Raw genomic sequence first — 23,476 nt, 5'->3', positions numbered from 1 at the left:
GAACCAAGATGACCGACTCCCCCTTCCCGCTCGAAGCCACCGCCGCCGAAGCCCAGGCCGCGATCGCCGACGAATTCTCCTTCTTCGGCGACTGGTCCGAGCGCTACCAGTACCTGATCGACCTCGGCCGCAAGCTGCCGCCCTTCCCGGATGCGTGGAAGACCGAGGCGCACCGCCTGCACGGCTGCCAGTCGATGGTATGGATCGTGCCGGGAGGCAATGCCGACCGGCTCGTGTTCCACGCGGTCAGCGACTCGGCCATCGTTTCCGGGCTGATCTATCTGGCGCTGCGCGTCTACTCCGGCCGCCCCGCCGCCGAGATCCTGGCCACCGAGCCGGAGTACGTCGCCTCCATCGGCCTGGCCCGGCACCTGTCGCCGACCCGCAGCAACGGGCTGGCGGCGATGCTGTCGTTCATCCGCGACACCGCGCGGTCGCAACCACAGTGACCGCCGGCAGCGGCGATGCCGGCGTAGGCGCGCTGCTGCGCCAGCCCGGCTTCGCGCACCTGCTGGCCTACCGCATCACCGCGATGCTGTCCTACCAGATCGTCGCGGTCACGGTCGGCTGGCACATCTACGAGATCACCCGCAATCCGTTCTCGCTGGGCCTGGTCGGGCTGGCCGAAGTGCTGCCCTATTTCTGCGTGGCGCCGTTCGCGGGCTACCTGGTGGACCACCTGCCACGCCGCCGCCTGGGCATGGCGGCCAGCCTCGGGCTGGTAGCCACCGCGGCCATCCTGTGCGCGGTCGCGCTGGGCGCGTTGCCGTTCCAGGGCGTGTGGCCGATCTACCTGGCGATCGCCCTGACCGGGATGGTCCGCGCCTTCCTGTCGCCGGTCTACAACGCGTTGTTCGCGCGGGTGCTGGCGCGCGGGCAGTACGCGCGCGGCGCCGGCTTCGGCAGCGTGGTGTTCCAGGCCGGCATGGTGCTCGGTCCGGCGCTGGGCGGCGTCCTGGTCGGCTGGGGCGGCAAGGCCCTGGCCTATGCCGTGGCCGCGGCGATGGCGGCGCTGGCCATGGCCGCGCTGGCCCTGCTGCGCGTGCACGAAGCGCCACCGCCGCAGACCCGCGCGCCGATCTTCGCCAGCATCGCCGAGGGCGCGCGTTTCGTACTGTCCACACCGGTGATGCTCGGCGCGATGGCGCTGGACATGTTCTCGGTGCTGCTGGGCGGCGTGGTGGCGATGCTGCCGGCCTTCATCCAGGAAATCCTGCATTACGGGCCGGAAGGCCTGGGCATCCTGCGCGCGGCGCCGGCGCTGGGATCGGTATGCGTGGGCCTGTGGCTGGCCCGGCACCCGCTGCACCGCAACGCCGGGCGCGTGCTGCTGTACGCGGTGGCCGGCTTCGGGCTGTGCGTGATCGGCTTCGGCCTGTCGCGCAGCTTCTGGCTGTCGGCGGCGATCCTGCTGTTCTACGGCGCGTTCGACGGCGTGTCGGTGGTGGTGCGCTCGACCATCCTGCAGCTGGCCACGCCCGACGAGATGCGTGGCCGGGTGTCGTCGATCAACGGCATCTTCATCAGTTCGTCCAATGAACTGGGTGCGTTCTACGCCGGCACCATGGCGCGGCTGCTGGGACTGGTGCCGGCGGTGGTGGTCGGCGGCTGCGCGGTGCTGGGCGTGGCGGGCCTCACCGCGTGGAGGAACCCCACGCTGAGGCGACTGAACCTGCGCGACCTGCAGTAGCCCTGGGCAGCAGCAACAGGCACATGCGCCACCAGCCGGGAGCACGGCATCTGCAACTGCCGTCCAGCCGCGCGCCGGCTCGCCCGCTTTTCCAACCCATGGCAGACAACTGTGCCGGCAAGGCACTGAGCATATAGGAGCATGCAAGGAGCACTACCCGGAAGCGGGGCAGCCGATCACGAAATCGTGCTGAGGCCAGCTCGGTCACCTTTCCCTACGCGCACTACCACGTCAGGCATCAGGAACGGCGCAGCCGGCGGTTCGGGCCAGATAGAAGCCCCGCAGGATGTACCCATTGCGGGCACGTGTGGCACTGAAGGACGGGATCCATTCGCCTGGGCACCCCTCATTTCGATGCGGGTTGCGAGGTTCTCATCGGCTCCAATGCCCTGAACTTGGAACCATATTCATCGGTGAGACTGCGCGCCTCCTGCGGGTTGCGAACGATCGTCGGAGTCAACAGTACGATCACCTCACTTCGACGGGTGTTCTGTGTCTTGCGCCCGAACAGTCCACCAATCACTGGAAGACGGCTCAATCCTGGAAAACCGGATGACCCGCGCGTGGCACTATCCTCGATCAGGCCCGCAAGCATCACCGTATCCCCGGCGCTTACCGCGGCCTCGGTCTTCATGCGCCGCGTGTTGATGCGCACGTTGCCGTTGGCGTCCGCCTCGCCTTCAGGAGCACTCACTTCCTGCACGATGTCCAGGAACACCATACCGTCGCGTGTGACCCGCGGCCGCACCTTCAGGATGGTACCCGTCTCAAGATACTGCACCTGCGCATACTGGTTGTCGCTGATGCCGGATATGGAGACCGAGTAGACCGGGATCTTGCTGCCGACATTCAACGTGGCCTCTGCGTTGTTGCGCACGAACAGGGACGGCGTCTGCAACAGCCGCACATCGGTAACCTGATCCAGCGCAGTGATCACCGCCGCCGCGTTCTTGCCCAGGAACGTCCAGCTCAACCCACCTCCACCCTTTCCGTCGCCGGGCAGGATGGAGCCGGCGATATCACCCCAGATGCCCCGCCCCAGCGCGGAGGGCAACCCGGCACCACCACTGCCCACCGGTGCGTTCACAGCCTGCTCGAAGTACCAGTTGACGCCATAGCTGAGCTCGCCGGTCAACGCAACTTCGGCAACCTGCGCCTCGATGTGCACCTGCAGCGGCATCACGTCGAGCTTCTCCACCACTTCCCGGATCGACCGCCAGGCTTGAGGCGTGGTCCGCACCAGCAGCGTATTGGTCTCCTCCACCGCGGAAACGCCCACGCGGTCCCCTTCCACCTCCAGTGTGATATTGGCGTTGCCGCTGTCATGCGGCGAAAGCGCCAGCGATTCGCGCACGCCACTGCCAAGTCCGGCTGCGGCCCCATCCGGCGAAGCATTGTCCGAGCCGATGGAAATCGCCGGCCCTGTCGTCCCCTCGAGCACAACCGGCGTTGCACCGGGAGCAAGTGCGGGCAGCCGTCCCTCACCGCGGGTGCCCGCACCGAACACCTCTCCCAGCCGTTCGGCCAGGTCCTTGGCCTTGATGTACTTCAACTCATGGGAAAAAAGCCGCGCACTTCCGCCGGCGCTGTCAATGCGGTCGAGCCACTGCTGTATCTGGTCCAGGTAACGCGCCTGCGGGGTGATCACCAGCACCGCGTTGGCATTGTCCAGCGGCAAGAAGCGGAACATACCGGCGCTGGGCGTCCTGCTGCTTTCGCCGAATACCCTCTCCAGGTCACTGGCCACCTGCGAGGCGCGGCCGGACTGGATCGGGAACACCCCGACCGACATGCCCGACAACCAGTCCACGTCGAATATCTCGACCGTGCGCAGGTAATTTTCCAACTCGGCGCGGGTCCCCCCCAGAGTGATGAGATTGCGCGAAGCATCGATGCCGACGATGGCGTTGGAACGCGCGTATGGCTCCAGCACCTTCTTCATCTCGTTGGCGGAGATGTACTGCAGGGGCACCACCCGCACCTCATAGCCGCGCATGACCGAAGCCGGTGCGGTGCTGGGCGCGACCGTGCCAGCCAGCGACTGGTCGGCAGGCACAACGTTGTAGCGCCCAGCACTGTACAGCAGGCGGGCATTGTTCCAGCCCAGCACCATCTCCAGCAGATTCAATGCCTGCGCCGGCGATACCGGCTTCGGCGTCGCCAGGGTGACCGTTCCCTGTACCCCGGGAGCAATCACGTAATTCTGGCCCAGCATGTCGCCCAGGATCGCCTTGGTGACGGCCTGCACGGATTCACCCTCGAAATTGAACACCGCCGTCCCATTACCGGCGCCGGCCAAGGGGGATGGCATGGCAGCACCCGCGGCCCGGCCGATCATCCGCCCGCTGCCATGGCGGATGACCGCGCGCTCGGACCGCAGCTCGGCTTCAGATCCACCACCAACCTGCTCCACCGGCCCGGTCCTGGCCGCTTCAGCGCGGCCTGCCGCGCTCTCACGACGGATGTCAGGAGTGGATGCCGTCGCACATGCGCTCAAGGCACCGACCATCAGGAAAACAGGAGCAATACGTTGCGTCATGCGTTCACTCTACGGATTCTGGTTGGCCGGTCGTACGGCCGGGTTCTGTTGCTGGAGCTGGAGCTGGCGTCGACGCGCCTGGATGCGCTCGCGGATCGCATGGATCTGCGCTTCCGTGGCGACGGCACCCGCCGTCGGCGCCGCTTGTGTGGCCGGGACTGCAGGTGGAGCCTGTTCTTGCATCCCCTGCGTTCCCTGCGCCGCAACTGCTGGCTGATCCGCTCCGGCTCCGGATGCGACCCCACTGCCGCTGAATACCTGCAGCACCAGTTCGATCGTACCGCTGGGTCCATCCACTACGGCACTGCGCGGTCGAAGGGATATCAGCCGCCAGCCGGACTCCGGCTCCCCGCCCAGGCGCAGGCGCAGCGATTGTCCCTGCTCCGTAGTCACGGTCGCCATTTCCAGCCCCGGTGTCATCAGGACCCCGGTAAGTCGGACTGCCCCGGTTTGGCTCTGCGCACCTTCCAGAAGGAACCGGTGGGGTCGGCGATCAGCGGCGAACACGGGTCTGGCCAGGGCCTCTGCGTTGTCCAGCGCGGCTGGATCGGTGGTCAAAGCAGCCGGCAAAGCTGGCAGGTCCGGCACATCCGTTGCCGGGTTGCCCGCGCCTGTGCGGCCGCCCAGTCCAAGCAGTGTGGATATCCAGACCGCCAGCGCCCAGATGGTGAACCCGGCAATCCACCAAGTGCGCAAACCAGCCGTGTCACTGCGCACGGGTCACCTCCAGGACGACGCCTGCTGGTGTGGGGCGAAGGAAACCGCTCAGCTCGAAGCTCACGTCAAGACCATTGCCGCCATCGGGAGCACCTGCCAGGGACAGGATATCCACTCTCCGCATACTGAGTTGCTGCGCACCGCTCTCCAGTGATTGCAAAACGCGCATCCACTCGTCCATGCCGCAGCGCAATCGCACCTGCACCACCACGCGCACAAAACGACCCGAAGTATCAGCCTGCATCGGCGAGCGGTCGCTGATGGCGCAGCTGCGACCGTCCGGGCTGGCCTCACGCACCGCCGCTTCCAGACGCTGCACCAGTTGCGACGTTGCCAGCTCCACCGAGCCTTCGGGCATGAAGCCCGGCTGTGCCGTCAGCAGTTGCAGCGCCTGCTGCAGGCGCTCGGCGACCTGTGGCGCCTGCTTCAATTGAAGATCGATGCGTTGGCGGCGCTCCTGCAACCGGGCAATCTCGGCATCCAGCGCCTGCAGCGGCTTGACCAGCAGCGGATGCACGACAAGCAGATAGAGCACAGCGACCGCCGCCAGCAGCAGGCCGAAGGCCATCCAGCGATCACGGCGACCGGGCTGCAGCGCCATCGGCGGCCTCCGGATCAGCGACGCGCAACTCGGCCGCAAGAGTGAATCGCTCGCGCCCACCACGGGGTCCGGCTTGCAGCACCCCGGTAAGCGTCGGGGTTTTCCACAGTGGAGAGCCATCCAGTCCGGCAACCAGCGACGACGCACTGCCGCTCATGCCGATCAGTTGCATCCGGTCTTCCTCGATGCTGAGCTTTTCCAGCGAAGTGTCGTCGCCGAGGCGATGGCTGAGCTCGTTGATGATCCGGGTCCGCGTGGCCTGCTGCGCTCTTTGCGCAGCAAAGAAGGCATGACCATCCAGCAGATCCTGCAATTGCTGTCGCTGGCCGGCAACCACCCGCGCTCGCGCGGCCGACGCCTCTACTTGGGCGGCCAGCCGTGCTGCCGCCTGACGACGATTGTCCAGCAACTGCCAGCCGGCCAGCACCAAGAACACCATTGCAGTGAATAGCAGCAGCCGGTCAAGATTCCGCAGCGGGTACGTCTGCCGTCGCCGCTGCGACGCAGGCAACAGGTTTACCCCCAGCGTCTGACCCGACGCATCGACCACATCCACGCCGTCAAGTTGACCCTGCCATGCCTCTCGTGGCACAAGCAGGGTCTCCACGGCGTGGCGTGGGGCAACCACCAGTTCGACCTCAATCTGGCCGCCAGCATGGCGCTGCATTACACGCGCGTCGTAATACACCTGTTCGGCGCTGAACGGAGTCTGCCGGTCGATCTCGAAACGCAGGGCATCGCGCAGGTGTGCCTCGGCAGCAGCCGGCAGGCGCAACGATCTGCGCAACGCGGAGCCCGCCGACAGCAGGGCGAAACGCGGCAGCATGCGGTCTCGCGCCGGAAGCGAGGCATCCATCGCTGTTGGCTGCAGCGACGATGTCGTCTCGGCCAGCAGCACCCTGCTCGCGCCCTGCGCATACCAGATCCGCATACCTTCCTCGCTCCGCGCCAGCAACAGGCGGGTATCGGACAAGCCAAGAAGGGCCTGCCAACGCGCCGGCAACCCGGATACAAGCGACGCCTTCCACCAGGCCCAGAATCCGCCGCCCCCTGGCGTCAGGCGCGCTACCACCTGCTCCAGCCTTTCGCGCACCGCCATCATCTCGATACCGCTCCCTGTTCCCACCGCAACACTGTATAGGGCGCACCACCCGCACCGTCCGGCGCCAGCCGCACCAGGGCCCGCAGCACGGCCCTGCGTCCGCTCCCCATCAGCACTTGGCTGTCGACACTATAGATGCCACTGCCGGTCAGCGTGGGCGCGGGCAAGTACCCAGTCGGTCCAGGCATGGCGCCGGCGTCTTCCCGTTCGCGCTGGGCGAGTATCAGTTTGGCATCCAGCCCCATGGCTGCAAGTACCGGCGCGGACGCAAAGCGCACGTCGGGATGCGCGTTGCCATACACCGTCACCCAAGGTGCCAGCCGCTCGTAGAGCGCCGTATCCATGCCCAGCAGCCGCTGCAACTCAGCAATGCCATCAAACTGTGCGTTCTTGGCGCCGTAAGGGAAGTCCACGGCCAGATAATCTGCCGTCTCCGCGCCACCACCGGGCTGTTGCAGGTCGTCTGCATCGCGCCAGTCCATGATGGCACCCACCAGCCGCGTGGCACGCGCCGGTTCCACCTCCAACGCATGCAGCAGCCCTTCCAGCAGAGGACGCCCGGCCTGGTTGAGGTCGACCTTGGCGGATTCATCGGTGATGCGCAACTCAACCGTGCGATCAGCGAACGACCAGCGGTAGCGCCGACCATCTGCGTGCCAGGCCGGCTGCGTTGGTGTGGCGCGCATCCGCGACAGTGCATAATCGATACCGGCATGGGCGATCTCCTGCCCCGCTGCAAGGTCAGCGGCTCCGCGGCCCTGCATGTATTCCACACGTGCACTCAGCGCAAAGGCGCCGATGGTCGCAGCCAGCAAGGCGATCAACCACAGCACCAGCACCAACGCCGCGCCGCGCGCCTTCATCGCCAACGTCCCCGAACGCCCTGTTGCTGCGGCAACGCCACCACCAGCGGCGGCCAGGCAGCGCCGGTCATTGTCACGATGTCTACTGAGACCAGCAGTGGCATCCGGCCTTGCACCTGCCATTGTTCCTGCCACGGCCCCAGCGCGCCGGTAGCGGGGTCAATACCCCGGTATCGCAGCCGCACCTGCCTCAATCCATCGGCCAGGAGCTCTGGTGCACGCGGCGGGCTTTCCTCCACCGTCCGCCCCGCCTGCAGGAGGGTCATGCCGATATACAGTGCCTGCGCATCGCCGCTGCCGGTGACTTCCAGCGTATGGAGATAAGGACCGCCACGTCCGAGATAACCCGGCACTTCCGCCACGAAGCGCATCTGCTTCGGATTACCGAGAAAGACGACGATCGCGCCCCCGCCCGGATCATCATTAAATTTCAATGGCAAGGCCGATGCCAGGCGGCGACGCAGGAATCCATCCACCGCACGGATGCGTTCATTCTGACTGGCGATGGCTTCCCCCCGCATGCTGATGGCTGATGCCGAGCGCACCAGCGCGAACGCCAGCGATATGCCAGCGGCCAGCAACACGGTCGCCAGCAGCACTTCGACCAGTGTGAAACCGCGTGCCCGCCGGGCCTGCAGGGTCATGGCCCGGTCTCCACGGAACTGCCACTTCGCATCCGGAGGCTACGCCAGTGAAGCTGGTCACGTGCCTCATCGCCCCAGCGCACCCGCAGGTCAAGCTGCCAGAGTCTGGAGTCCACTCGTCGCGGTTCGATATACGGCGCCACATCCAGCGTCCAGTGGTAGCGCCCCTGCTCCCATTGGCCCTGCCGCCTGCCCGCCGCCAATGGCACCTCAATGCCAATTGTCGCCAGCAACGATTGCGCATGCATGGCCGCACGCCCCTGCATATCTGCGTTTTTCACCTGTCGTGCAGCACCGGACAGGCTGCCAAGCAACAACGTCGCCGCAAGCGCCATCAACACGAAAGCGACAATGACCTCGATCAGGGAAAAGCCACGCTGCCGTCTCACGGAGCCTCCGTGCGCACCGGTCCGGAGCGCACCTCGCCGGTGATCCAGCCGATATCGATGCGCCACACCGCTTCACCGGTCAGCAGATCGATGCGCCCCCCGGTGGAGGCGCCATCCTCAAAGAAGCGCACGACCCCTGTCCCCTGCTGCATCTGTACTTCACGAGCCCCCGTGTAGCGCACAGCCACAGAGGCAGGCAGCTCGCCGTGCCGGCCTCCTACGCCGTGCCACCGGCGGCTGCGTACATCCAGTTGGAACTGCTGCGGCTCGCCAGTGGTGATGGCGCGCACGCGCGCATGCCGCAGTTCGGCCGCCAGGGTCTTGCCGGCGCTGCGCAGACGCATGCCCTCGGTACCACCCCGCGTGGCCATCGCCGCCATCAGGGTCATGGCAGCCACCAGCACCAGGACCAGCATGACTTCCAGCAAGGACATGCCCGCCATCCCATACCGGCACAAGCCGGCGAGCGGCAAGCCAGCAGAGCAACGGCAGGGACGCGGCACGCCTGTTCCTCCTTACTCGTTGCGGATATCTGCGTTGTAGCTATCCCCGCCGGGCTGACCATCGGCTCCGAGGCTGAGCAGCTCGAACGGATGCCCCTCGCCCGGCACACGGTACTGGATCGGGTGCCCCCAGGGATCGTTGAACTCCGCCGGTTTGGCATATGGCCCCAGCCAGCCGGCGACGCCGGCTGGCTGGGTAGCCAGATCATCGAGCTTGCCCGGTAGCCCGCCGGTATCGAGCTGATAGTTCTCTACCTTGCCGGCGAGGGTCTGGACATGGGTGCGGGCAAGATTGGCCTTGCCGCGATCTGCCCCACCCAGCACGCGACTGCCCACCAGCGTGAGTACCGCGCCGATAAGCACGATCACGATGATGATTTCGAGCAGGCTCATGCCGGCCTGGCGGCTGCGGGGTACGGGGTGTCTGGTGGATCGCTTCATGCTTGGGGTCCTCTTTGCAGCAATGTCTGGCATCAGCCGATGGCGTTGGTCAGGTCGTACAGCGGCACAAGCACGGCGAAGATCACCACGCCGACCACTGACGCCAGCACGAGCGTGATCACCGGCACCAGTGCGGACAGCATGCGGTCGATGGTGCGCGCGCTTTCCTGCTCGAACACATCGGCGGTCCTTAGCAACATGCCATCCAGCGTGCCCGACTCTTCGCCAACTTGGATCATCTGTACCGCCAACCGGGGGAAACGGCCATTGCGGGCCAGCGATGTGGAGAGGCCTGCACCGTTCCTGACCGCTTCTGATGCCTCGACCAAATCAGAGGAAAGCGCGCGATTGCCCAGCACGTTGCGAGCGATGCGCAGCCCGGCAAGCAGGGGCACGCCGTTGCGCAGCAGAGTGCCCAGCGTACGTGCCAGGCGCGCGGTCTCCAGGCGAGCCACCAACGCGCCGATCATCGGGCGCTTCAGCAGCCAGCCATCAAAGGCCAGGCGGAAATCCGGATTGTGGCGCTTGCGCTCAATCCATAGCAGCCCCATGGCAGGCACCGTGACGGGCACGATCCACCACTGGCGCACCCACAACCCGACTTCCAGCACAGCACGCGAGAACCACGGCAGCGTGACGTCGAGGCTTTCATACATATGTGCGAACTGTGGCACGACATATCCCAGCAGGAACAGCAATGCGCCACCGACCACCAGCAAAAGGATGACCGGGTAAACCAACGCATTGACGATGCGCCCCTTCAACACCTCGCCATGTTCCAGATGATCGGCCAACCGGTGCAGCGTTTCGTTCAGGCTGCCACCGCTCTCGCCAGCACGCACCATGTTCACATAAAGCCGCGAAAACAGGCCGTCGTGGCGCTCCAGCGCCTGCGACAGAGGCGCACCGCCGCGCACCGCGTCACGGATATCCGCGATCACCCGCCGCGAGCGTTCGTCGTCAGGGACTTCCAGGAGAGTGGTCAGTGCCCGGTCCAGCGGCTGGCCAGCCGACAACAACGTACCCAGTTGACGCGTGAATTGTGCCTGCGCAGCCCCCTGCAGCCGCGGCCTCTGGAACAATCCGCGCCAGTCACCGCGCCCCGCGCCGCCATCGACGCGCCGCGTGGTCAAGGGGAGGTGTCCCTGTTCCTGCAGGCGTGCGGCCACCTCGGCGTCGCTGGTCGCCTCCATGCGCCCGTCGAAAGCCTCTCCATGCCTGTCCAGCGCTCTGTAGCGGTAATGCGGCATCGTTGCGTGACCAGTGAAATCCCTGTCGGCATGGTATCCCGGCTCCATGTAGCCAGCAGCTGGAAACAACACGGCACGGGCAGAACACCATACGGGAGCAAGACGACCACTTGCGACACTGCTCCAACGCAGACAACACCACGTACGCCGACCTCAGGATCTAGCGGTACGCAATGCCATCTCTGCCGGCCTTTCCGCCCGGGGCGGGGTACCCCACGTATACGTGGTGGCACGGATCGCCCGCAGGCAGCACCCAGCCCTGGAACACAACCAACCACATTCCCGGGCTGCGGCTGTCAAGCTGCAGCGTGATAATACCCTTGCATGGCAGCTACATGCTAAGCCTGCATGTCTTCCCCGATAACCCGCAGCACCTCTTCCAATGTAGTTTCGCCATTCAGGGCCTTGGCTAACCCATCCTCAAACATCGTGCACATGCCCGCCATACGTGCCAGATGCTCGAGTTCGGTGGTTGGCGCGCGACGCATGACCGCGGCCCGCAGGGCATCATCCATGACAAGCAACTCGGCGATGGTGGTACGACCCAGGTACCCGGTTGGCGCCAGCATTGAAGGCTGGGGTCGGTAAAGATGGATCTGCCCTCGTGGCTGGAAGCGGCGCAGGCCGAACCGCTCGATCTCTTCGGGCGTGGCCGGATATCGCTGTGCATGCGTCGGCTCCAGCTTTCGTACCAGGCGCTGGGCCAGGATGCCGTTGACCGCCGAGGTCAGCAGGTAATCCTCCAACCCCATGTCCAGCAGCCGGGTAATACCGCCGGCGGCATTGTTGGTATGCAGCGTGGACAACACCAGATGGCCGGTCAGCGCAGACTGGATGGCGATACGCGCGGTTTCCAGGTCGCGCATCTCGCCGATCATGATGATGTCCGGATCCTGGCGCACGATGCCGCGCAGGGCGTTGGCGAAATCCAGCCCGATCTGTGGCTTGGCCTGGATCTGATTGATGCCCTCGAGCTGGTACTCGACCGGGTCCTCGACGGTGATGATCTTGACCTTGTCGGTATTGAGCTTGCTCAGTGCGGTATACAGGGTGGTGGTTTTTCCGGAACCGGTGGGGCCGGTGACCAGCAGAATTCCATGCGGTTGCGCCAGCACCTTGCCGAAGCGCGGCATGAAGTCCGCGTTGAACCCAAGCCGCTGGAAGTCGAACACCACCGTTTCACGATCGAGAAGACGCATCACCACGCTTTCGCCATGCGCGGTCGGCATGGTGCTTACGCGCAGGTCCAGCTCCTTGCCCTGCACGCGCAGCATGATGCGACCATCCTGCGGCAGGCGGCGCTCGGCGATATTGAGCTTGGCCATGATCTTAATACGACTGATCACCGCTGCGGCGAGATTGAGCGGGGGGCTCTCGCCATCCACCAGTACGCCATCCACCCGGTAACGCACACGCAGTCGGTTCTCGAACGGCTCGACGTGGATATCCGACGCGCGCAACTCCACGGCATGCTGGATGAACAGGTTCACCAGGCGGATAACCGGAGCCTCGGATGCAAGGTCGCGCAGATGCTCGATATCGTCGAACGGGACCGGCTCGTCACCGGCGGCCTCCAGAATGGCACCCATGGTGCTGCGGCCCTGACCGTGCCAGCGCTCGGTGACCTCATCGATCTCGCTGCGCAGGCCGACGACCGGCACGACATCACGCCCCATCGCCAACCTGGTTGCGCCTAGGGCGTAGCCGTCATGGGGGTCGGCCATCCACAGGCGGATGCTGCCCTGCTGCTCTTCCAACGGCAGTACGTGGAACTGCTTGAGAAATCGGAGGGAAATTGGCGACTCTTCGTCCAGCCCCTCTGGCGGCGACTCGGGCAGATCCTTCGCTGCAAGCCGCGGCAACCCCAGTACCAACGCACATGCTTCCGCATGGTCCCGCTCGGACACCAGCCCCAAGCGCCCGAGCAGGGCCAGCAGATCGCCGCCGGCCTCGCGCTGCAGATGACGCGCCTTGGCGAGGTCGACGTCTTTCAAGGATCCCTGCCTCAGCAGCAGATCGACGATCTGCTGCACCGATGCATCCATGTGCGGGGTGTCGTTCACTTACTAGCCCGGTAAAGCCACTGGGTATGCCGAACTCTAGCATCCATGCGTCACATGGACATGCCCGGAACCGAAAGCAGCCCCCTCCCCCCGGAAGCAACCCGGTCTGGTTCTGGCATACCGGCGACTGCACATTGGTATAAAAAAAACACCCCCAGGCGGGGGTGTTTTCAATCGGCGGCTGAGGCAGCTTGCCGGAGTACTCGGAATGCGTCTGACGTCAATGCACTTCCGATGCCGGAGGTTGCCTTGAGCCTCAATCGCCCTGCTGCTTCTGCATGTGTTCCCAGCGTTCCTGCGCATCGATGGTGCGCTCGGCGGTGAGGCGCGCCTCCAGGCGCTCCAGGCCGATTTCCTCGCCGGTGTCCACGCAGTAGCCGTAGTCGCCCGACTCCAGGCGCTTGAGCGTGCTGTCGATCTTGCCGATCAGCTTGCGGTAGCGGTCGCGGGTGCGCAGTTCCAGCGAATTCTCGGTCTCGCGGGTGGCGCGCTCGGCCTCATCGCCGATGTCGCGCACTTCCTCGCGCAGGTTCTCGATGGTCTGCTTGGATTCCTCCACCAGGTCGGCGCGCCAGTCCTGCAGGCGCTGGCGGAAGTACTCCTGCTGCAGCGGGCTCATGTACTCCTCGTCCGCCGAGGGCTTGTAGCCGGCCGGCAGGATCGGGCGACCGGTCGCCTCGTCGGTCTTGTATTCGACCACTTTGTGCTTGCTGCGCGGGGCCGGGGCGGCCGAGCGTGCGGTTACGGCAACTGCAACCTTGCCGACCGGACGGACGGCGGCGGGTGCGGCGGACTTGATTGCGGTCTTTGCGGGGGATTTCGAAACAGGCACGGGATTCTTGGATTGCGGGGCCTTGGCTGCCGAAGCCGGTGCCTTGGCCGCCGGCGCGGGGGCCGGGGCGGGTACCGTCTTGGCGACTGTGGCCGGGACAGGCTTGGCCGGCACCGGCTTGGGAGCCGGCTTCGGTACGGACTTGACGACGGGTTTGCTGACCGGGGACTTGGACGCCTTGGCCGCGGTCTTGGCGACGGCCTTCTTGACCACCGGCTTGGCGGCCTTGGCCACCTTGGCCGCCGGGGCGGCCACCTTCTTCGCCGGGGCCTTGCTGGCGGCCACCTTCTTGACTGGGGCTTTCTTGACCGGGGCCTTCTTGGCCACCGTCTTCTTGGCGGGCGCTGCCTGCTTGGCCGGGGCCTTCTTGGCCACCACCTTCTTGGCAGGCGCCTTCTTCGCAGCTGGCTTGGCGGGCTTGGCGGCCGGTTTCTTGACTACCGGCTTCGGCGCCGCCTTCTTGACTGCAGGTTTGGCGGTTTTCTTGGCGACCTTGACGGCCTTTTTTGCAGGTTTTTTAGCAGCCACGAAACGCTCTTCCTTGTTTCCCCCGGGGCCCGGGAAAGCGGGCCTTTATAGCCTACCCGACCAGCAGCGGCAACCGCGCCGACCGCCCCGACATGAACGGATGCCCGAGCTGCCCCGGAACGGCCCGGCGGCATCGCCGGACCCTCCCGCGCGGTTCGGAACGTGACCGGGCACGAGCGGCGTACCCCGGTGGGCGGCCGGCGTCCCAAGTCCGCCTGCCACCTGTCCGGCATCGTGCGACAAATCCTTGGGCAATGCCAGCTGGCTTATCATCCAGGGGTGATAAGCCGACTCCTCATCGCCCTGCTGCGCTTCTACAAGCGCTTCATCAGCCCCCTGCTGGGGCCGCGCTGCCGCTTTGTCCCCAGCTGCTCCGAGTACTCGATGGACGCGATCCGCCTGCACGGCCCGTTGCGGGGCAGCTGGCTTACGCTGCGCCGGCTGGGCCGCTGCCACCCGCTCCATCCCGGCGGCTTCGACCCGGTTCCGGACAAGGCCCACTCCCCCTCTTGCCGCTGCACAGGAAAACACTGACATGTCCTCCACGCTCATCACCAATGCCCGCATGGTCAACGAGGGCCGCACCTTCGATGGCGACCTGCGCATCGAGGACGGCCGCATCGCCCTGATCGGCAGCGGGCTGGCGCCGCGCGCCGGCGAGGAAGTGGTCGATGCCGCCGGCCGCTGGCTGCTGCCGGGCATGATCGACGACCAGGTGCATTTCCGCGAACCCGGACTGACCCACAAGGGCGACATCGCCAGCGAGTCGGCGGCGGCCGTTGCCGGCGGCCTCACCAGTTTCATGGACATGCCCAACACCAACCCGCCGACCCTGGACTCGACCATCCTCGAAGCCAAGTACGCGCTGGCGCACGGCCGCGCATGGGCCAATTACGGTTTCTACCACGGCGCCAGCAACGACAACCTGGACGCCATCCGCATGCTCGACCCGAAGAAGGCGCCGGGCGTGAAGGTGTTCATGGGCGCCTCCACCGGCAACATGCTGGTCGACGACCCGGACACGCTGGACGCGATTTTCCGCGACTGCCCCACGCCGATCATCACCCACTGCGAAGACACGCCGATGATCGACGCCAACATGAAGGCGTTCCAGGAAAAGTACGGCGATGCGCTGACCGCGGAGATGCACCCGGACATCCGTTCGCGCGAAGCCTGCATCAAGTCGACCCGGCTGGCGATGTCGCTGGCGCGCAGGCACGGCACCCGCCTGCACGTGCTGCACATCTCCACCGCCGACGAACTGGCGCTGTTCGAGAAGGGCCCGCTGGTGCGTGCCGATGGCAGCCGCAAGCAGATCACCGCCGAGACCTGCGTGCACTTCCTGCATTTCGCCCGCCCGGACTACGCCACCAAGGGCAACCTGATCAAGTGCAACCCGGCGATCAAGGACGTGGCCGACCGCGAGGCGATCATCGCCGCGCTGGCCGACGACGTATTGGACGTGCTGGCCACCGACCATGCCCCGCACACCTGGGAAGAAAAGCAGAAGCCCTACGCGCAGGCGCCGTCCGGCCTGCCGCTGGTGCAGTACGCGCTGGTCGCCGCGCTGGAACGCGTGCACGAGGGCAAGCTCACCCGCGAACAGGTGGTGCAGAAGTTCGCCCACGCCCCGGCGCAGCTGTTCGACGTGGAGGAACGCGGTTTCCTGCGCGAAGGCTATTTCGCCGACCTGGTGCTGGTGGAGGACGTGCCGTTCACGGTCAGGCGCGAGGACGTGCTGTCCAAGTGCGGCTGGTCGCCGTTCGAAGGCACTACCTTCCGCTCGCGCATCGCCTCGACCTGGGTCAACGGCCAGCGGGTGTGGGACGGCAGCCGGCTGGTCGGCAGCCCGGCCGGCCAGCGCATGACCTACGCCCGCTGATGCGCTCGATGCTCCTGTCGGGGGTGCTGTTGTTCGCCGCCCCCCTGCTTGCGGCCCAGGGCGTGCTGGCGCAGGACGGCATCGCCGACCTGATCGACAACCGCGTGGTGTTCCCGGCCAGCGCCTCGCAAGGCGCGATGGTGATCGGCAAGGTGCCAGCCGGCAGCCGCGTGCGCCATGCCGGCCGCGACCTGCGGGTCAGCGGCTACGGCAGCGTGGTATTCGGCATCGGCCGCGACGAGACCGGCCCGCTGCAGGTGCAGGTGCACCGCCCGGATGGTTCCGAGGAGACCGCGGTGATCGCAGTGGCGGCGCGCGACTGGCCGCTGGAACGGGTCAATGGCGTGCCGCCGAAGACGGTGAACCCGCCGCCGGCCATCGCCGAACGCATTGCCCGCGAACAGGCCCGGGTCACCGAGGCGCGCCAACGCGACGACAACCGCACCGACTTCGCCCAGACCTTCCTGTGGCCCGTCCAGGGCCGCATCAGCGGCCGCTTCGGCAATGCCCGGGTCTACAACGGGCAGCCCGGCGCCGGCCATTCGGGCATGGACATCGCCGCGCCGACCGGCACCCCGGTGAAGGCGCCAGCCGCGGGCATCGTCACTTTCGCCGACCCGGGTCTTTACCTGACCGGCGGCACCCTGGTGCTCGACCACGGGTTCGGCATCAGTTCCAATTTCCTGCACCTGTCGCGGATCGACGTGAAGGTCGGCGACCGCATCGCGCAGGGACAGGTGATCGCCGCGGTCGGTGCCACCGGGCGCGCGACCGGGCCCCACCTGCACTGGGGCATGAACTGGTTCGACACCCGCATCGACCCGCTGCTGGTGCTCGAACGCGGCAAGTAGCCCGTCCGCACCCGGCACGGACGCGGGGCGCCGGATTTCTCACCCCCCTGCGCCGCTCCCCGCGTCGCCCGATGGGAGCCCCAGAGGCGGGGAATGGCCGCCGCACGGCTCCCGGGCCCGAGGCCGCCTTGCCGACGGTCCCGCGCCCCTGGAGACTGCGCCGCCGGGGCCGTGTCGGGTCCATGTCGGGGGCATGTCCTCACCGTTGGCGGGCATCCGGCAGGATGATGGTGGAAACCCGAGCCCACTGCCCCGAGGAATCCCCATGCATGTCAACGGCACCCGACTTCGCGAACTGCGCCTCGCCCGCCAGTGGTCGCAGGAGCAACTGGCCGCATTGAGCGGCTTGAACCTGCGGACCATCCAGCGCCTGGAATCGGGCGCGAAGATTTCCACCGAATCCCTGCGGGCCCTGGCCGCCGTCTTCGAAGTACCGGCCGGGAGCCTGCTGCTGGGCGAGCCGGCGCCCAGCCAGCCGGCGCTGCAGGCCATGCGCGAGGGCGTACTGCGTGGCCTGGAGTTCAAAGGCACCACGCCACGCGCGGATTTCTGGTGGTTCGCACTGGCCGTGGCGATGCTGCTGGCCTTCGCCCAACTGCTTGCAGAGGCCGTCGGCCCGCTGCCGCTGCAGCTGGCTTCGCTGCTGGTGCTGGTGCCGTGGCTCGCGGCCTGCACGCGGCGCCTGCGCGACGCGGGCTTCAACCCCTGGTGGCAGTTGATCAGCCTGGCGCCGGTAGCCGGCATCCTGGCTCTGCTCTACCTGCTCACCTATCCGACCAGGGCAAGCGAGCCACTCACCGCTCCACCAGCGTGACCTGTTCCTTCCATGGCGACCGACTGCCGCCGGCCAAGGCCCCTGCCGTCGACGATCGCCGGCGTCCGCGGGCCTCGGGCGATCAGCCCCGGGCCGCCCACCACCCACGCCACAGCAGCGCCGCCGGGGCGGGCTGGTAGTCGCCGCCGCGGATGCGGGCCTGCAGGCGGGCACGGGCCAGCGCCGCATACAGCCGGCGTGGCCGCGGCCCCGCGACCCGCGCCGGCCAGCGCGCCAGCAGAACCTGCTGCCAGGCGGCTTCGCCACCGGCGGCGCTGGGCACCGCGGCGGCGCCCAGGTCCTGCACCCGCTGCGCCAGCAGCTGGGTCAGCACCGCAGCACCGGCGGCGGACTGCAGCGGCGCATCGAACAGGGCCGCCTCCACCGCCGCCACCGCATCGGCGAAGCGTTGCAGCGTGCTGCGCGCCTGCGCTGGATCGGCCACGACATCGCGGGCCTCGGTCAGGTCCGGCAGGGCTTCGGCCAGCTGCGCCCAGGGCGCGCGCACCGGCTCCAGCACGCGTCCGAGCGGATGCCGCGAGCGCTGCCCGGCCCAGCTGCGCAGTTCCTCGCCCCACCAGCCGAGCTTGGCATTGGCGGGCAACGGATCGCCGGCGATGTTGAGCATGTCGTCGAATTCCTGCAGCAGCGCGAACCACGCCACGGTGCGGCGATGCAGTTCCGGTGCGACGAAACGGTCCACCAGCGACCACTCGGGCCAGCGCTCGCGCCATTTGTCCAGGAAACCGTCCAGCGAATCAGATCCAGTCATGCGCCCATTGTAAGAATCCGCCCACCCGCCGTCTGCCGTCCTGCGCCGCTGGCAACCACCGGGCAGGCGCCAGCAGTGGGATCAGGTGCCGTCGGAACGGCGCGTTGCCATCCTGCAATGTGTGCCACGCGCCAGTGCCGCGGGCCGGGCGCTGGTGCCGCGCACGAAGGCCGCCGCCAGGCGCAGCGCATCGTCGCCCTGCCGGTCGCCGCGCAGCGCACGCAGCAGCCGGGCCGGGGTGGTGCCGGTCCAGCTGAGCAGGTCGTGCGTGGCGTGGGCCTGGTCGCTGTAGCCATGGCGTGCGGCGGCATCGGCGATGTCCGCGTCTTCGGCATCCAGCGTACGCAGCAGCGCCTGCAGGCGACGCACGCGGGCGTACTCCTTCGGGGTCATGCCGACTGCCGCAAGGAAGCGCGGCTGCAGGGTGCGCAGTCCGGTGCCGAGCCGCTGTGCCAGTGCGGTGATGCGCAGGTCGCCATCTGCCGCGTCGAGCATGGCCACCGCGCGCTCGATGAGCGCATCGGGTGTGAAACCGGCGCACTGCCCGTGCAACAGGCGCCACAGGGGGTCCGGCGACTGCGTGGCGGCGCACGCATGCGCGGCCTCGCCGAAGCGCGTGGCGAACCCCGGGTCCAGCGTGTACAGGTCGGGGGCATGGTCGCGCAGCGCCGGCAACCGCGCGCCGGCCACCAGCGCGCTGCTCGCTGGCGCCAGCCGCACGCCGATGCAGAACACCGCACCGGTCGCCTGCAGGCGGATCGGGCCGCGCTGCTGGGCGGCGAAGCAGAACGGCTGGTCGGCGCGGACCTGCCCGTCGGCGCCGTGGAAGCGCAGCGGCACGCCCAGTTCGGCCAGCAGCTCGCAGCAACCGTCCGGATAGATCACCTGCGGCTCGCCATCAGGGGCAGCGTCGCGCAGCACCCACAGGCAGCGCACGTGGCGCCGCAGTCCCGGCGGCGGCGGATGCTCGCTGTAGTCCATGCGCCATCGAACCGCGCGCTGCGCGTTTTTACAAGCGCCGCGGCAGGGGCGCCGCTAGCCTGCCCCCATCCATCGAGGAGGCGGGAACATGGCAAAGGCGGCAATGGTGCTGGGGGTGGGCATGGCATTGGCAGGTGGGACCGCCGTGGCCGGCGAATTCGACTGGCTCGCGGGCCAATGGTGCGGCGGCAGCGCGGAACGGAAGATCGAGGAGGCCTGGCTGCCGGAAGCCGGCGGTGCGCTGCTGGGCATGTCGCGCACGCTACGCGGCGGCGGCACCGAGTCGTTCGAATTCATGCGCCTGGTGCCTGCCGGCGGCGAGGCGGGTTTCCATGTCCAGCCCAACGGCGCGGCGCCGACCGTGTTCGCCATCGCCGGGCGCGGCGATGGCTGGGTGGTGTTCGCGAACCCCGGACATGATTTCCCCCAGCGCATCGAATACCGGCGCGACGGCACGCGATTGCGCGCCGCCATTTCCGGGACCGGAGCGGACGGCATGCCGCTGGAGATCCGGTTCGACTACCGCCGCTGCGCCGACTGAACCGCCTCCGTGCGGTCCGCGCGCAGGCCGCGCGGCCGCGGCCAGGCCGCCGGCTCCAGCAGCGCGGCCGGAGTCGCCACCATCACGTCGGCCTGCCACAGCGCCGGGTCGTCGCCGTCCGGGCGGTAGCCCCACAGCGCCGCGACCGACGGCATGGCGGCCGCGGATGCGGCCTGGATGTCGCGCTCGTCGTCGCCGACGTAGACGCAGTGCTGTGGCGCCAGCCCGATCCGCTGTGCGGCCACCTGCAGCGGCAGCGGGTGCGGCTTGCGCTCGGCCAGGGTGTCGCCGCCGATGAGTACCGCGCAGCGCTGCTCCCAGCCCAGCTGCGGCAGGATCAGCCGCGCCAGGTATTCGGGTTTGTTGGTGACGATGCCCCAGCGGCTGCCCGCCTGCTCCAGCGCATGCAACATGCTGGCGATGCCATCGAACAGCCGCGCGTGGCGGCCGATCAGCGACTGGTAGACGTCCAGGAACTCGGGCACCAGCGCATGCCGCTCGCTTTCGGCCATCTGTGGGAAGGCCACCGCCAGCATCGCCCGCGAGCCCTTGGACACCACCGGGCGCAACCGCTCGGCGGCCAGCGCCTGCATGCCGCGCGCCTGGCGCATGGCATTGGCGGTGACCACGAAGTCCGGTGCGGTGTCGAGCAGGGTGCCATCCAGGTCGAACAGCACCACCGGCGGGAACGCGGCCACGGTCAGGCCTGGTCCGGCTTGACCGCGAAGGCCAGGTAATTGATGTCGGTGCGCCGGCTCAGGCGCGCGCGGTTGCGCCACGGCTCGTAGGCCATGCCGCTGACGTCCTGCAGCTGCAGCCCGGACTGGCGCAGCCATGCGCCCAGCTCGGCCGGCTTGATGAACTCCTGGTAGTGGTGCGTGCCCCTGGGCAGCAGCCGGGCGATGTACTCGGCGCCGACCACCGCCACCGCGAACGCGGCCGGAGTGCGGTTGATCGTGGACAGGAACAGCTTGCCGCCGGGACGCAGCAGGCGCTGGCAGGCGGCGATGATCGCGCCCGGGTCCGGCACGTGCTCCAGCATCTCCATGCAGGTCACCACGTCGAACGTGCCGGCCTGCTCGGCGGCCAGATCCTCGGCTGCCTGCACCCGGTAATCGACCTGTACCCCGGATTCCAGCCCGTGCAGGCGTGCGACCTTGACCAGTTCCGGCGCCAGGTCGATGGCGGTCACCTGCGCGCCCTGCTTCGCCAGCGCTTCGCTGAGCAGGCCGCCGCCGCAGCCGATGTCGAGCACCCGGGCGCCGCGCAGCGCGGCGCGTTCGGCCACGTACTGCAGCCGCACCGGGTTGAGCGCGTGCAGCGGCTTCTGCGGGCCGTCGGCGTCCCACCAGCGGTTGGCCAGCGCGGCGAACTTGTCCAGTTCGGCCTGATCGAAGTTGTTGGACGTCGGTGCTGCGGTCATTTCAGGGTCCTCGTGAAACCGCCGCGCTCAGGCGCGGATGGAACGGATGCGGTCGCGCCACTGGCGGGCATTGGCGGTGATCGCCGCCACGTCCATGCCGACCAGTTCGCGCTGCACCAGCTTGGGCTGGCCGGCGATCCACACGTCGCTGACCTGGTGGCGGCCGGCGGCGTAGACCAGCTGCGACAGCACATGGTGCAGCGGCTGGGTCTCCAGCGCCGACAGGTCCACGCACGCCAGGTCGGCCTGCTTGCCGACCTCGATCGAGCCGATCTTCTCACCGAAACCCAGCGCACGCGCGCCGCCCAGGGTCGCCGCGCGCAGCGTGGTGGCCGCGTCCAGCGCGGTGGCGTCGTTGGCCACGGCCTTGGCCAGGATCGCCGCGGTGCGGTTCTCGCTGAACATGTCCAGGTCGTTGTTGCTGGCGCAGCCGTCGGTGCCGATGGCCAGGTTCACGCCCGCGCGCACCAGCGCGCAGGCCGGGCAGAAGCCCGAGGCCAGCTTCAGGTTCGACTCCGGGCAGTGCACCACGTGCACGCCGCGCTCGGCGCACAGGTGGATCTCGGCGTCGGTGAGCTGGGTCATGTGCACCGCGATCAGGCGGTCGTTGACCAGGCCCAGACGGTCCAGCCGCGCCAGCGGGCGCTGGCCATGCAGCCTGATCGAGTCGCTGATTTCCTGCGCGGTCTCGTGGGTATGCAGGTGCACCGGGATGTCGAGCTGGTCGGACAGCATCCGCACCCGCTCGAAATTGGCGTCGTTCACCGTGTAGGGCGCGTGCGGGGCGAACGCGGTGCCGATCAGCGGGTCGCCGCGCCACTGGTCGTGCAGCTCGCCGGCGCGGGCGAAGTACTCGTCGTCGCTGCGGGCCCAGGCGCTGGGGAAGTCGATGATCACCGAGCCGACCAGCGCGCGGAAGCCGTGCTTCTTGTACACGGCGGCCTGCACGTCGGCGAAGAAGTAGTTCTCGTTGGCGCAGGTGGTACCGCCGCGCAGCATCTCGGCGATCGCCAGGGTGGTGCCGTCGGCGACGAACTCGGGGCCGATCACCGCCGCCTCGACCGGCCAGATGTGTTCGCGCAGCCAGGTCATCAGCGGCAGGTCGTCGGCGATCCCGCGCAGCAGGGTCATCGGGTTGTGGGTGTGGGCGTTGACCAGCCCCGGGATCAGCGCCGCCTGCGGGCGCGACACCACGTCGGCGGCCTGGAAGCGCGCGCGCGCCTCGGCGCGCGGCAGCACCGCCACGATCCGGCCGCCGCTGACCGCCACCGCGTGGTCTTCCAGCACCACCGCATGCGGCTCGACCGGCACCACGTAGCCGGCTTCGATCAGGAGGTCGCAGCGGGACGCCGCGGTTTCAGGGGTTGTCATTGCAGAGCTTCCTTCCGGGGCCGGGCCCGTGGCGCGCACTCACCCGCCGCGGGCGAGGATGCGCCGCCGGGCGAGCATGGACAGCGGGAAAATCAACGCGAACACCAGCGCCGCCCATTTCCCCGGGACGAACAGGCCCAGCGGGATGGCGCAGGAGAACACCAGCAGCGGGATCAGCCCGCGCACCAGCAGCAGCCGGGCCTGCGCCGCGCCGAGCCGGGCGCGCAGGTCCTCCTGTGCCACCACCGTGCGCCGGAGCAGCCAGGAAAACAGCGAAATGCCGGTGAGCACCAGCGCATAGACCACGAAATGCTCGGATACCTGGCGGGTCGCGAACGGCATCAGCACGACGAAGAACAACTGCAGCAGGGCCAGCCACACCAGCTTGGCGTTGACCCGCCGCACGTGTTTCCAGGTGAGCATGTGCCCGACCCAGAACAGCCCGGTCACGAAGAAGCTGATGACGTACGCCAGCAGCACGCTGGAGGTCTCGCCCCAGGCCTGGTCGGCGCCCACCCGCTCGATCAGCTCGCTGCCCGGCAGGCGCAGCTCGATGGCCAGCAGGGTGATGACGATGGCGAACACCGCGTCGCAGAAGTTCACCACCCGCTCATGCGGAAACCGGTCCTCGCGGACCGGTTCCTCGACAGCCTGCTCGACGCCGGCGGGTTCGCGCATG

Annotated in this window: 25 protein-coding genes; 7 read left to right on the top strand and 18 right to left on the bottom strand. The window is 67.8% G+C overall.

What is annotated here, in order from left to right:
* The first annotated feature begins 8 nt into the window (after nucleotides 1-8).
* Together QQA12_RS07280 and QQA12_RS07275 are read left to right on the top strand one after the other, a co-directional pair.
* On the top strand, nucleotides 9-449 hold the full coding sequence (locus QQA12_RS07280; RefSeq protein ID WP_226050333.1) for a SufE family protein: 441 nt from the start codon (nucleotides 9-11) through the stop codon (nucleotides 447-449).
* Nucleotides 446-1,690, top strand: coding sequence for an MFS transporter (locus QQA12_RS07275; RefSeq protein ID WP_054665052.1), 1,245 nt, complete (start codon nucleotides 446-448; stop codon nucleotides 1,688-1,690). The genes QQA12_RS07280 and QQA12_RS07275 overlap by 4 nt, the downstream gene beginning before the upstream one ends.
* A gap of 346 nt (nucleotides 1,691-2,036) precedes the next feature.
* Here the strand turns inward: QQA12_RS07275 and gspD are convergent, their stop codons facing one another.
* The 12 genes from gspD to dksA form a co-directional block, all read right to left on the bottom strand.
* On the bottom strand, nucleotides 2,037-4,229 hold the full coding sequence (gene gspD, locus QQA12_RS07270) for a type II secretion system secretin GspD (RefSeq protein WP_226050332.1): 2,193 nt from the start codon (nucleotides 4,227-4,229) through the stop codon (nucleotides 2,037-2,039).
* A 9-nt stretch (nucleotides 4,230-4,238) separates the two neighbouring features.
* Nucleotides 4,239-4,946, bottom strand: coding sequence for a general secretion pathway protein GspN (locus QQA12_RS07265; RefSeq protein ID WP_226050331.1), 708 nt, complete (start codon nucleotides 4,944-4,946; stop codon nucleotides 4,239-4,241).
* Nucleotides 4,936-5,547: a type II secretion system protein GspM gene (gene gspM / locus QQA12_RS07260; protein WP_226050330.1), complete on the bottom strand. Its 612-nt coding sequence runs from the start codon at nucleotides 5,545-5,547 to the stop codon at nucleotides 4,936-4,938. The genes QQA12_RS07265 and gspM overlap by 11 nt, the downstream gene beginning before the upstream one ends.
* Nucleotides 5,522-6,649, bottom strand: a complete 1,128-nt coding sequence (locus tag QQA12_RS07255) for a PilN domain-containing protein (protein WP_226050329.1) — start codon at nucleotides 6,647-6,649, stop codon at nucleotides 5,522-5,524. The genes gspM and QQA12_RS07255 overlap by 26 nt, the downstream gene beginning before the upstream one ends.
* Entirely contained in the window at nucleotides 6,646-7,512 is an 867-nt protein-coding gene (locus tag QQA12_RS07250) for a type II secretion system protein GspK (protein ID WP_226050328.1), read from the bottom strand. Before QQA12_RS07250 ends, QQA12_RS07255 begins: the two co-directional genes overlap by 4 nt.
* Nucleotides 7,509-8,150, bottom strand: a complete 642-nt coding sequence (locus QQA12_RS07245) for a prepilin-type N-terminal cleavage/methylation domain-containing protein (RefSeq protein ID WP_226050460.1) — start codon at nucleotides 8,148-8,150, stop codon at nucleotides 7,509-7,511. The genes QQA12_RS07250 and QQA12_RS07245 overlap by 4 nt, the downstream gene beginning before the upstream one ends.
* A gap of 2 nt (nucleotides 8,151-8,152) precedes the next feature.
* Nucleotides 8,153-8,545, bottom strand: coding sequence for a prepilin-type N-terminal cleavage/methylation domain-containing protein (locus tag QQA12_RS07240; RefSeq protein ID WP_226050327.1), 393 nt, complete (start codon nucleotides 8,543-8,545; stop codon nucleotides 8,153-8,155).
* Nucleotides 8,542-8,979 (bottom strand): GspH/FimT family pseudopilin, encoded by a 438-nt coding sequence (locus QQA12_RS07235; protein WP_226050326.1) that lies wholly within the window; start codon nucleotides 8,977-8,979, stop codon nucleotides 8,542-8,544. Before QQA12_RS07235 ends, QQA12_RS07240 begins: the two co-directional genes overlap by 4 nt.
* A gap of 81 nt (nucleotides 8,980-9,060) precedes the next feature.
* Entirely contained in the window at nucleotides 9,061-9,489 is a 429-nt protein-coding gene (gene gspG, locus QQA12_RS07230) for a type II secretion system major pseudopilin GspG (RefSeq protein WP_226050325.1), read from the bottom strand.
* A 32-nt stretch (nucleotides 9,490-9,521) separates the two neighbouring features.
* A complete protein-coding gene (locus QQA12_RS07225) occupies nucleotides 9,522-10,739 on the bottom strand; it encodes a type II secretion system F family protein (RefSeq protein WP_226050459.1) in 1,218 nt (405 codons plus the stop codon).
* 338 nt (nucleotides 10,740-11,077) lie between these two features.
* The gene (gspE, locus tag QQA12_RS07220; protein ID WP_226050458.1) at nucleotides 11,078-12,784 is read right to left on the bottom strand and encodes a type II secretion system ATPase GspE; all 1,707 of its coding nucleotides are present in this window, start codon (nucleotides 12,782-12,784) and stop codon (nucleotides 11,078-11,080) included.
* A 274-nt stretch (nucleotides 12,785-13,058) separates the two neighbouring features.
* The gene (dksA, locus tag QQA12_RS07215) at nucleotides 13,059-14,162 is read right to left on the bottom strand and encodes an RNA polymerase-binding protein DksA (RefSeq protein ID WP_226050324.1); all 1,104 of its coding nucleotides are present in this window, start codon (nucleotides 14,160-14,162) and stop codon (nucleotides 13,059-13,061) included.
* Nucleotides 14,163-14,423: 261 nt separating this feature from the next.
* Here dksA and yidD point away from each other — a divergent pair, with 261 nt between their 5' ends.
* The 4 genes from yidD (at nucleotide 14,424) to QQA12_RS07195 (ending at nucleotide 17,709) form a co-directional block, all read left to right on the top strand.
* Nucleotides 14,424-14,696, top strand: coding sequence for a membrane protein insertion efficiency factor YidD (gene yidD / locus QQA12_RS07210; protein WP_152985112.1), 273 nt, complete (start codon nucleotides 14,424-14,426; stop codon nucleotides 14,694-14,696).
* Nucleotide 14,697: 1 nt separating this feature from the next.
* On the top strand, nucleotides 14,698-16,044 hold the full coding sequence (locus QQA12_RS07205) for a dihydroorotase (protein WP_054665043.1): 1,347 nt from the start codon (nucleotides 14,698-14,700) through the stop codon (nucleotides 16,042-16,044).
* Complete coding sequence (locus tag QQA12_RS07200; protein ID WP_056932608.1) at nucleotides 16,044-16,895, top strand: M23 family metallopeptidase; 852 nt, start codon at nucleotides 16,044-16,046, stop codon at nucleotides 16,893-16,895. The genes QQA12_RS07205 and QQA12_RS07200 overlap by 1 nt, the downstream gene beginning before the upstream one ends.
* Nucleotides 16,896-17,160: 265 nt before the next feature.
* Nucleotides 17,161-17,709, top strand: a complete 549-nt coding sequence (locus tag QQA12_RS07195; RefSeq protein ID WP_226050323.1) for a DUF805 domain-containing protein — start codon at nucleotides 17,161-17,163, stop codon at nucleotides 17,707-17,709.
* Nucleotides 17,710-17,791: 82 nt separating this feature from the next.
* Here the strand turns inward: QQA12_RS07195 and QQA12_RS07190 are convergent, their stop codons facing one another.
* Both QQA12_RS07190 and QQA12_RS07185 read right to left on the bottom strand, forming a co-directional pair.
* Nucleotides 17,792-18,481, bottom strand: coding sequence for a phytoene/squalene synthase family protein (locus tag QQA12_RS07190; protein ID WP_226050322.1), 690 nt, complete (start codon nucleotides 18,479-18,481; stop codon nucleotides 17,792-17,794).
* A gap of 81 nt (nucleotides 18,482-18,562) precedes the next feature.
* The gene (locus tag QQA12_RS07185) at nucleotides 18,563-19,462 is read right to left on the bottom strand and encodes an AraC family transcriptional regulator (protein WP_226050321.1); all 900 of its coding nucleotides are present in this window, start codon (nucleotides 19,460-19,462) and stop codon (nucleotides 18,563-18,565) included.
* A 103-nt stretch (nucleotides 19,463-19,565) separates the two neighbouring features.
* Between QQA12_RS07185 and QQA12_RS07180 the strand changes: the two genes are divergently transcribed.
* On the top strand, nucleotides 19,566-20,003 hold the full coding sequence (locus tag QQA12_RS07180) for a DUF6265 family protein (RefSeq protein WP_225546716.1): 438 nt from the start codon (nucleotides 19,566-19,568) through the stop codon (nucleotides 20,001-20,003).
* Here the strand turns inward: QQA12_RS07180 and QQA12_RS07175 are convergent.
* Genes QQA12_RS07175 through QQA12_RS07160 form a run of 4 tightly spaced genes read right to left on the bottom strand, consistent with a single transcriptional unit; the run spans nucleotide 19,982 to nucleotide 23,475 of the window.
* Nucleotides 19,982-20,707 carry a phosphoglycolate phosphatase gene (locus QQA12_RS07175; RefSeq protein ID WP_056932614.1) on the bottom strand — a complete coding sequence of 242 codons (726 nt, stop codon included), beginning with the start codon at nucleotides 20,705-20,707 and terminating at the stop codon, nucleotides 19,982-19,984. The genes QQA12_RS07180 and QQA12_RS07175 overlap by 22 nt on opposite strands.
* Nucleotides 20,704-21,426: a bifunctional 2-polyprenyl-6-hydroxyphenol methylase/3-demethylubiquinol 3-O-methyltransferase UbiG gene (gene ubiG / locus QQA12_RS07170; protein WP_056932611.1), complete on the bottom strand. Its 723-nt coding sequence runs from the start codon at nucleotides 21,424-21,426 to the stop codon at nucleotides 20,704-20,706. Before ubiG ends, QQA12_RS07175 begins: the two co-directional genes overlap by 4 nt.
* A gap of 27 nt (nucleotides 21,427-21,453) precedes the next feature.
* A complete protein-coding gene (locus tag QQA12_RS07165) occupies nucleotides 21,454-22,797 on the bottom strand; it encodes a TRZ/ATZ family hydrolase (RefSeq protein WP_056932612.1) in 1,344 nt (447 codons plus the stop codon).
* Nucleotides 22,798-22,836: 39 nt separating this feature from the next.
* Nucleotides 22,837-23,475, bottom strand: coding sequence for a TMEM175 family protein (locus QQA12_RS07160; RefSeq protein WP_054665026.1), 639 nt, complete (start codon nucleotides 23,473-23,475; stop codon nucleotides 22,837-22,839).
* Between the last annotated feature and the right edge of the window lies 1 nt (nucleotide 23,476).

Source organism: Stenotrophomonas sp. 17(2023), from assembly GCF_030345315.1.
Taxonomy (GTDB): domain Bacteria; phylum Pseudomonadota; class Gammaproteobacteria; order Xanthomonadales; family Xanthomonadaceae; genus Stenotrophomonas; species Stenotrophomonas acidaminiphila.
The sequence above is the reverse complement of the archived record's forward strand: the minus strand, read 5'-3'. Positions and strand labels throughout refer to the sequence as shown.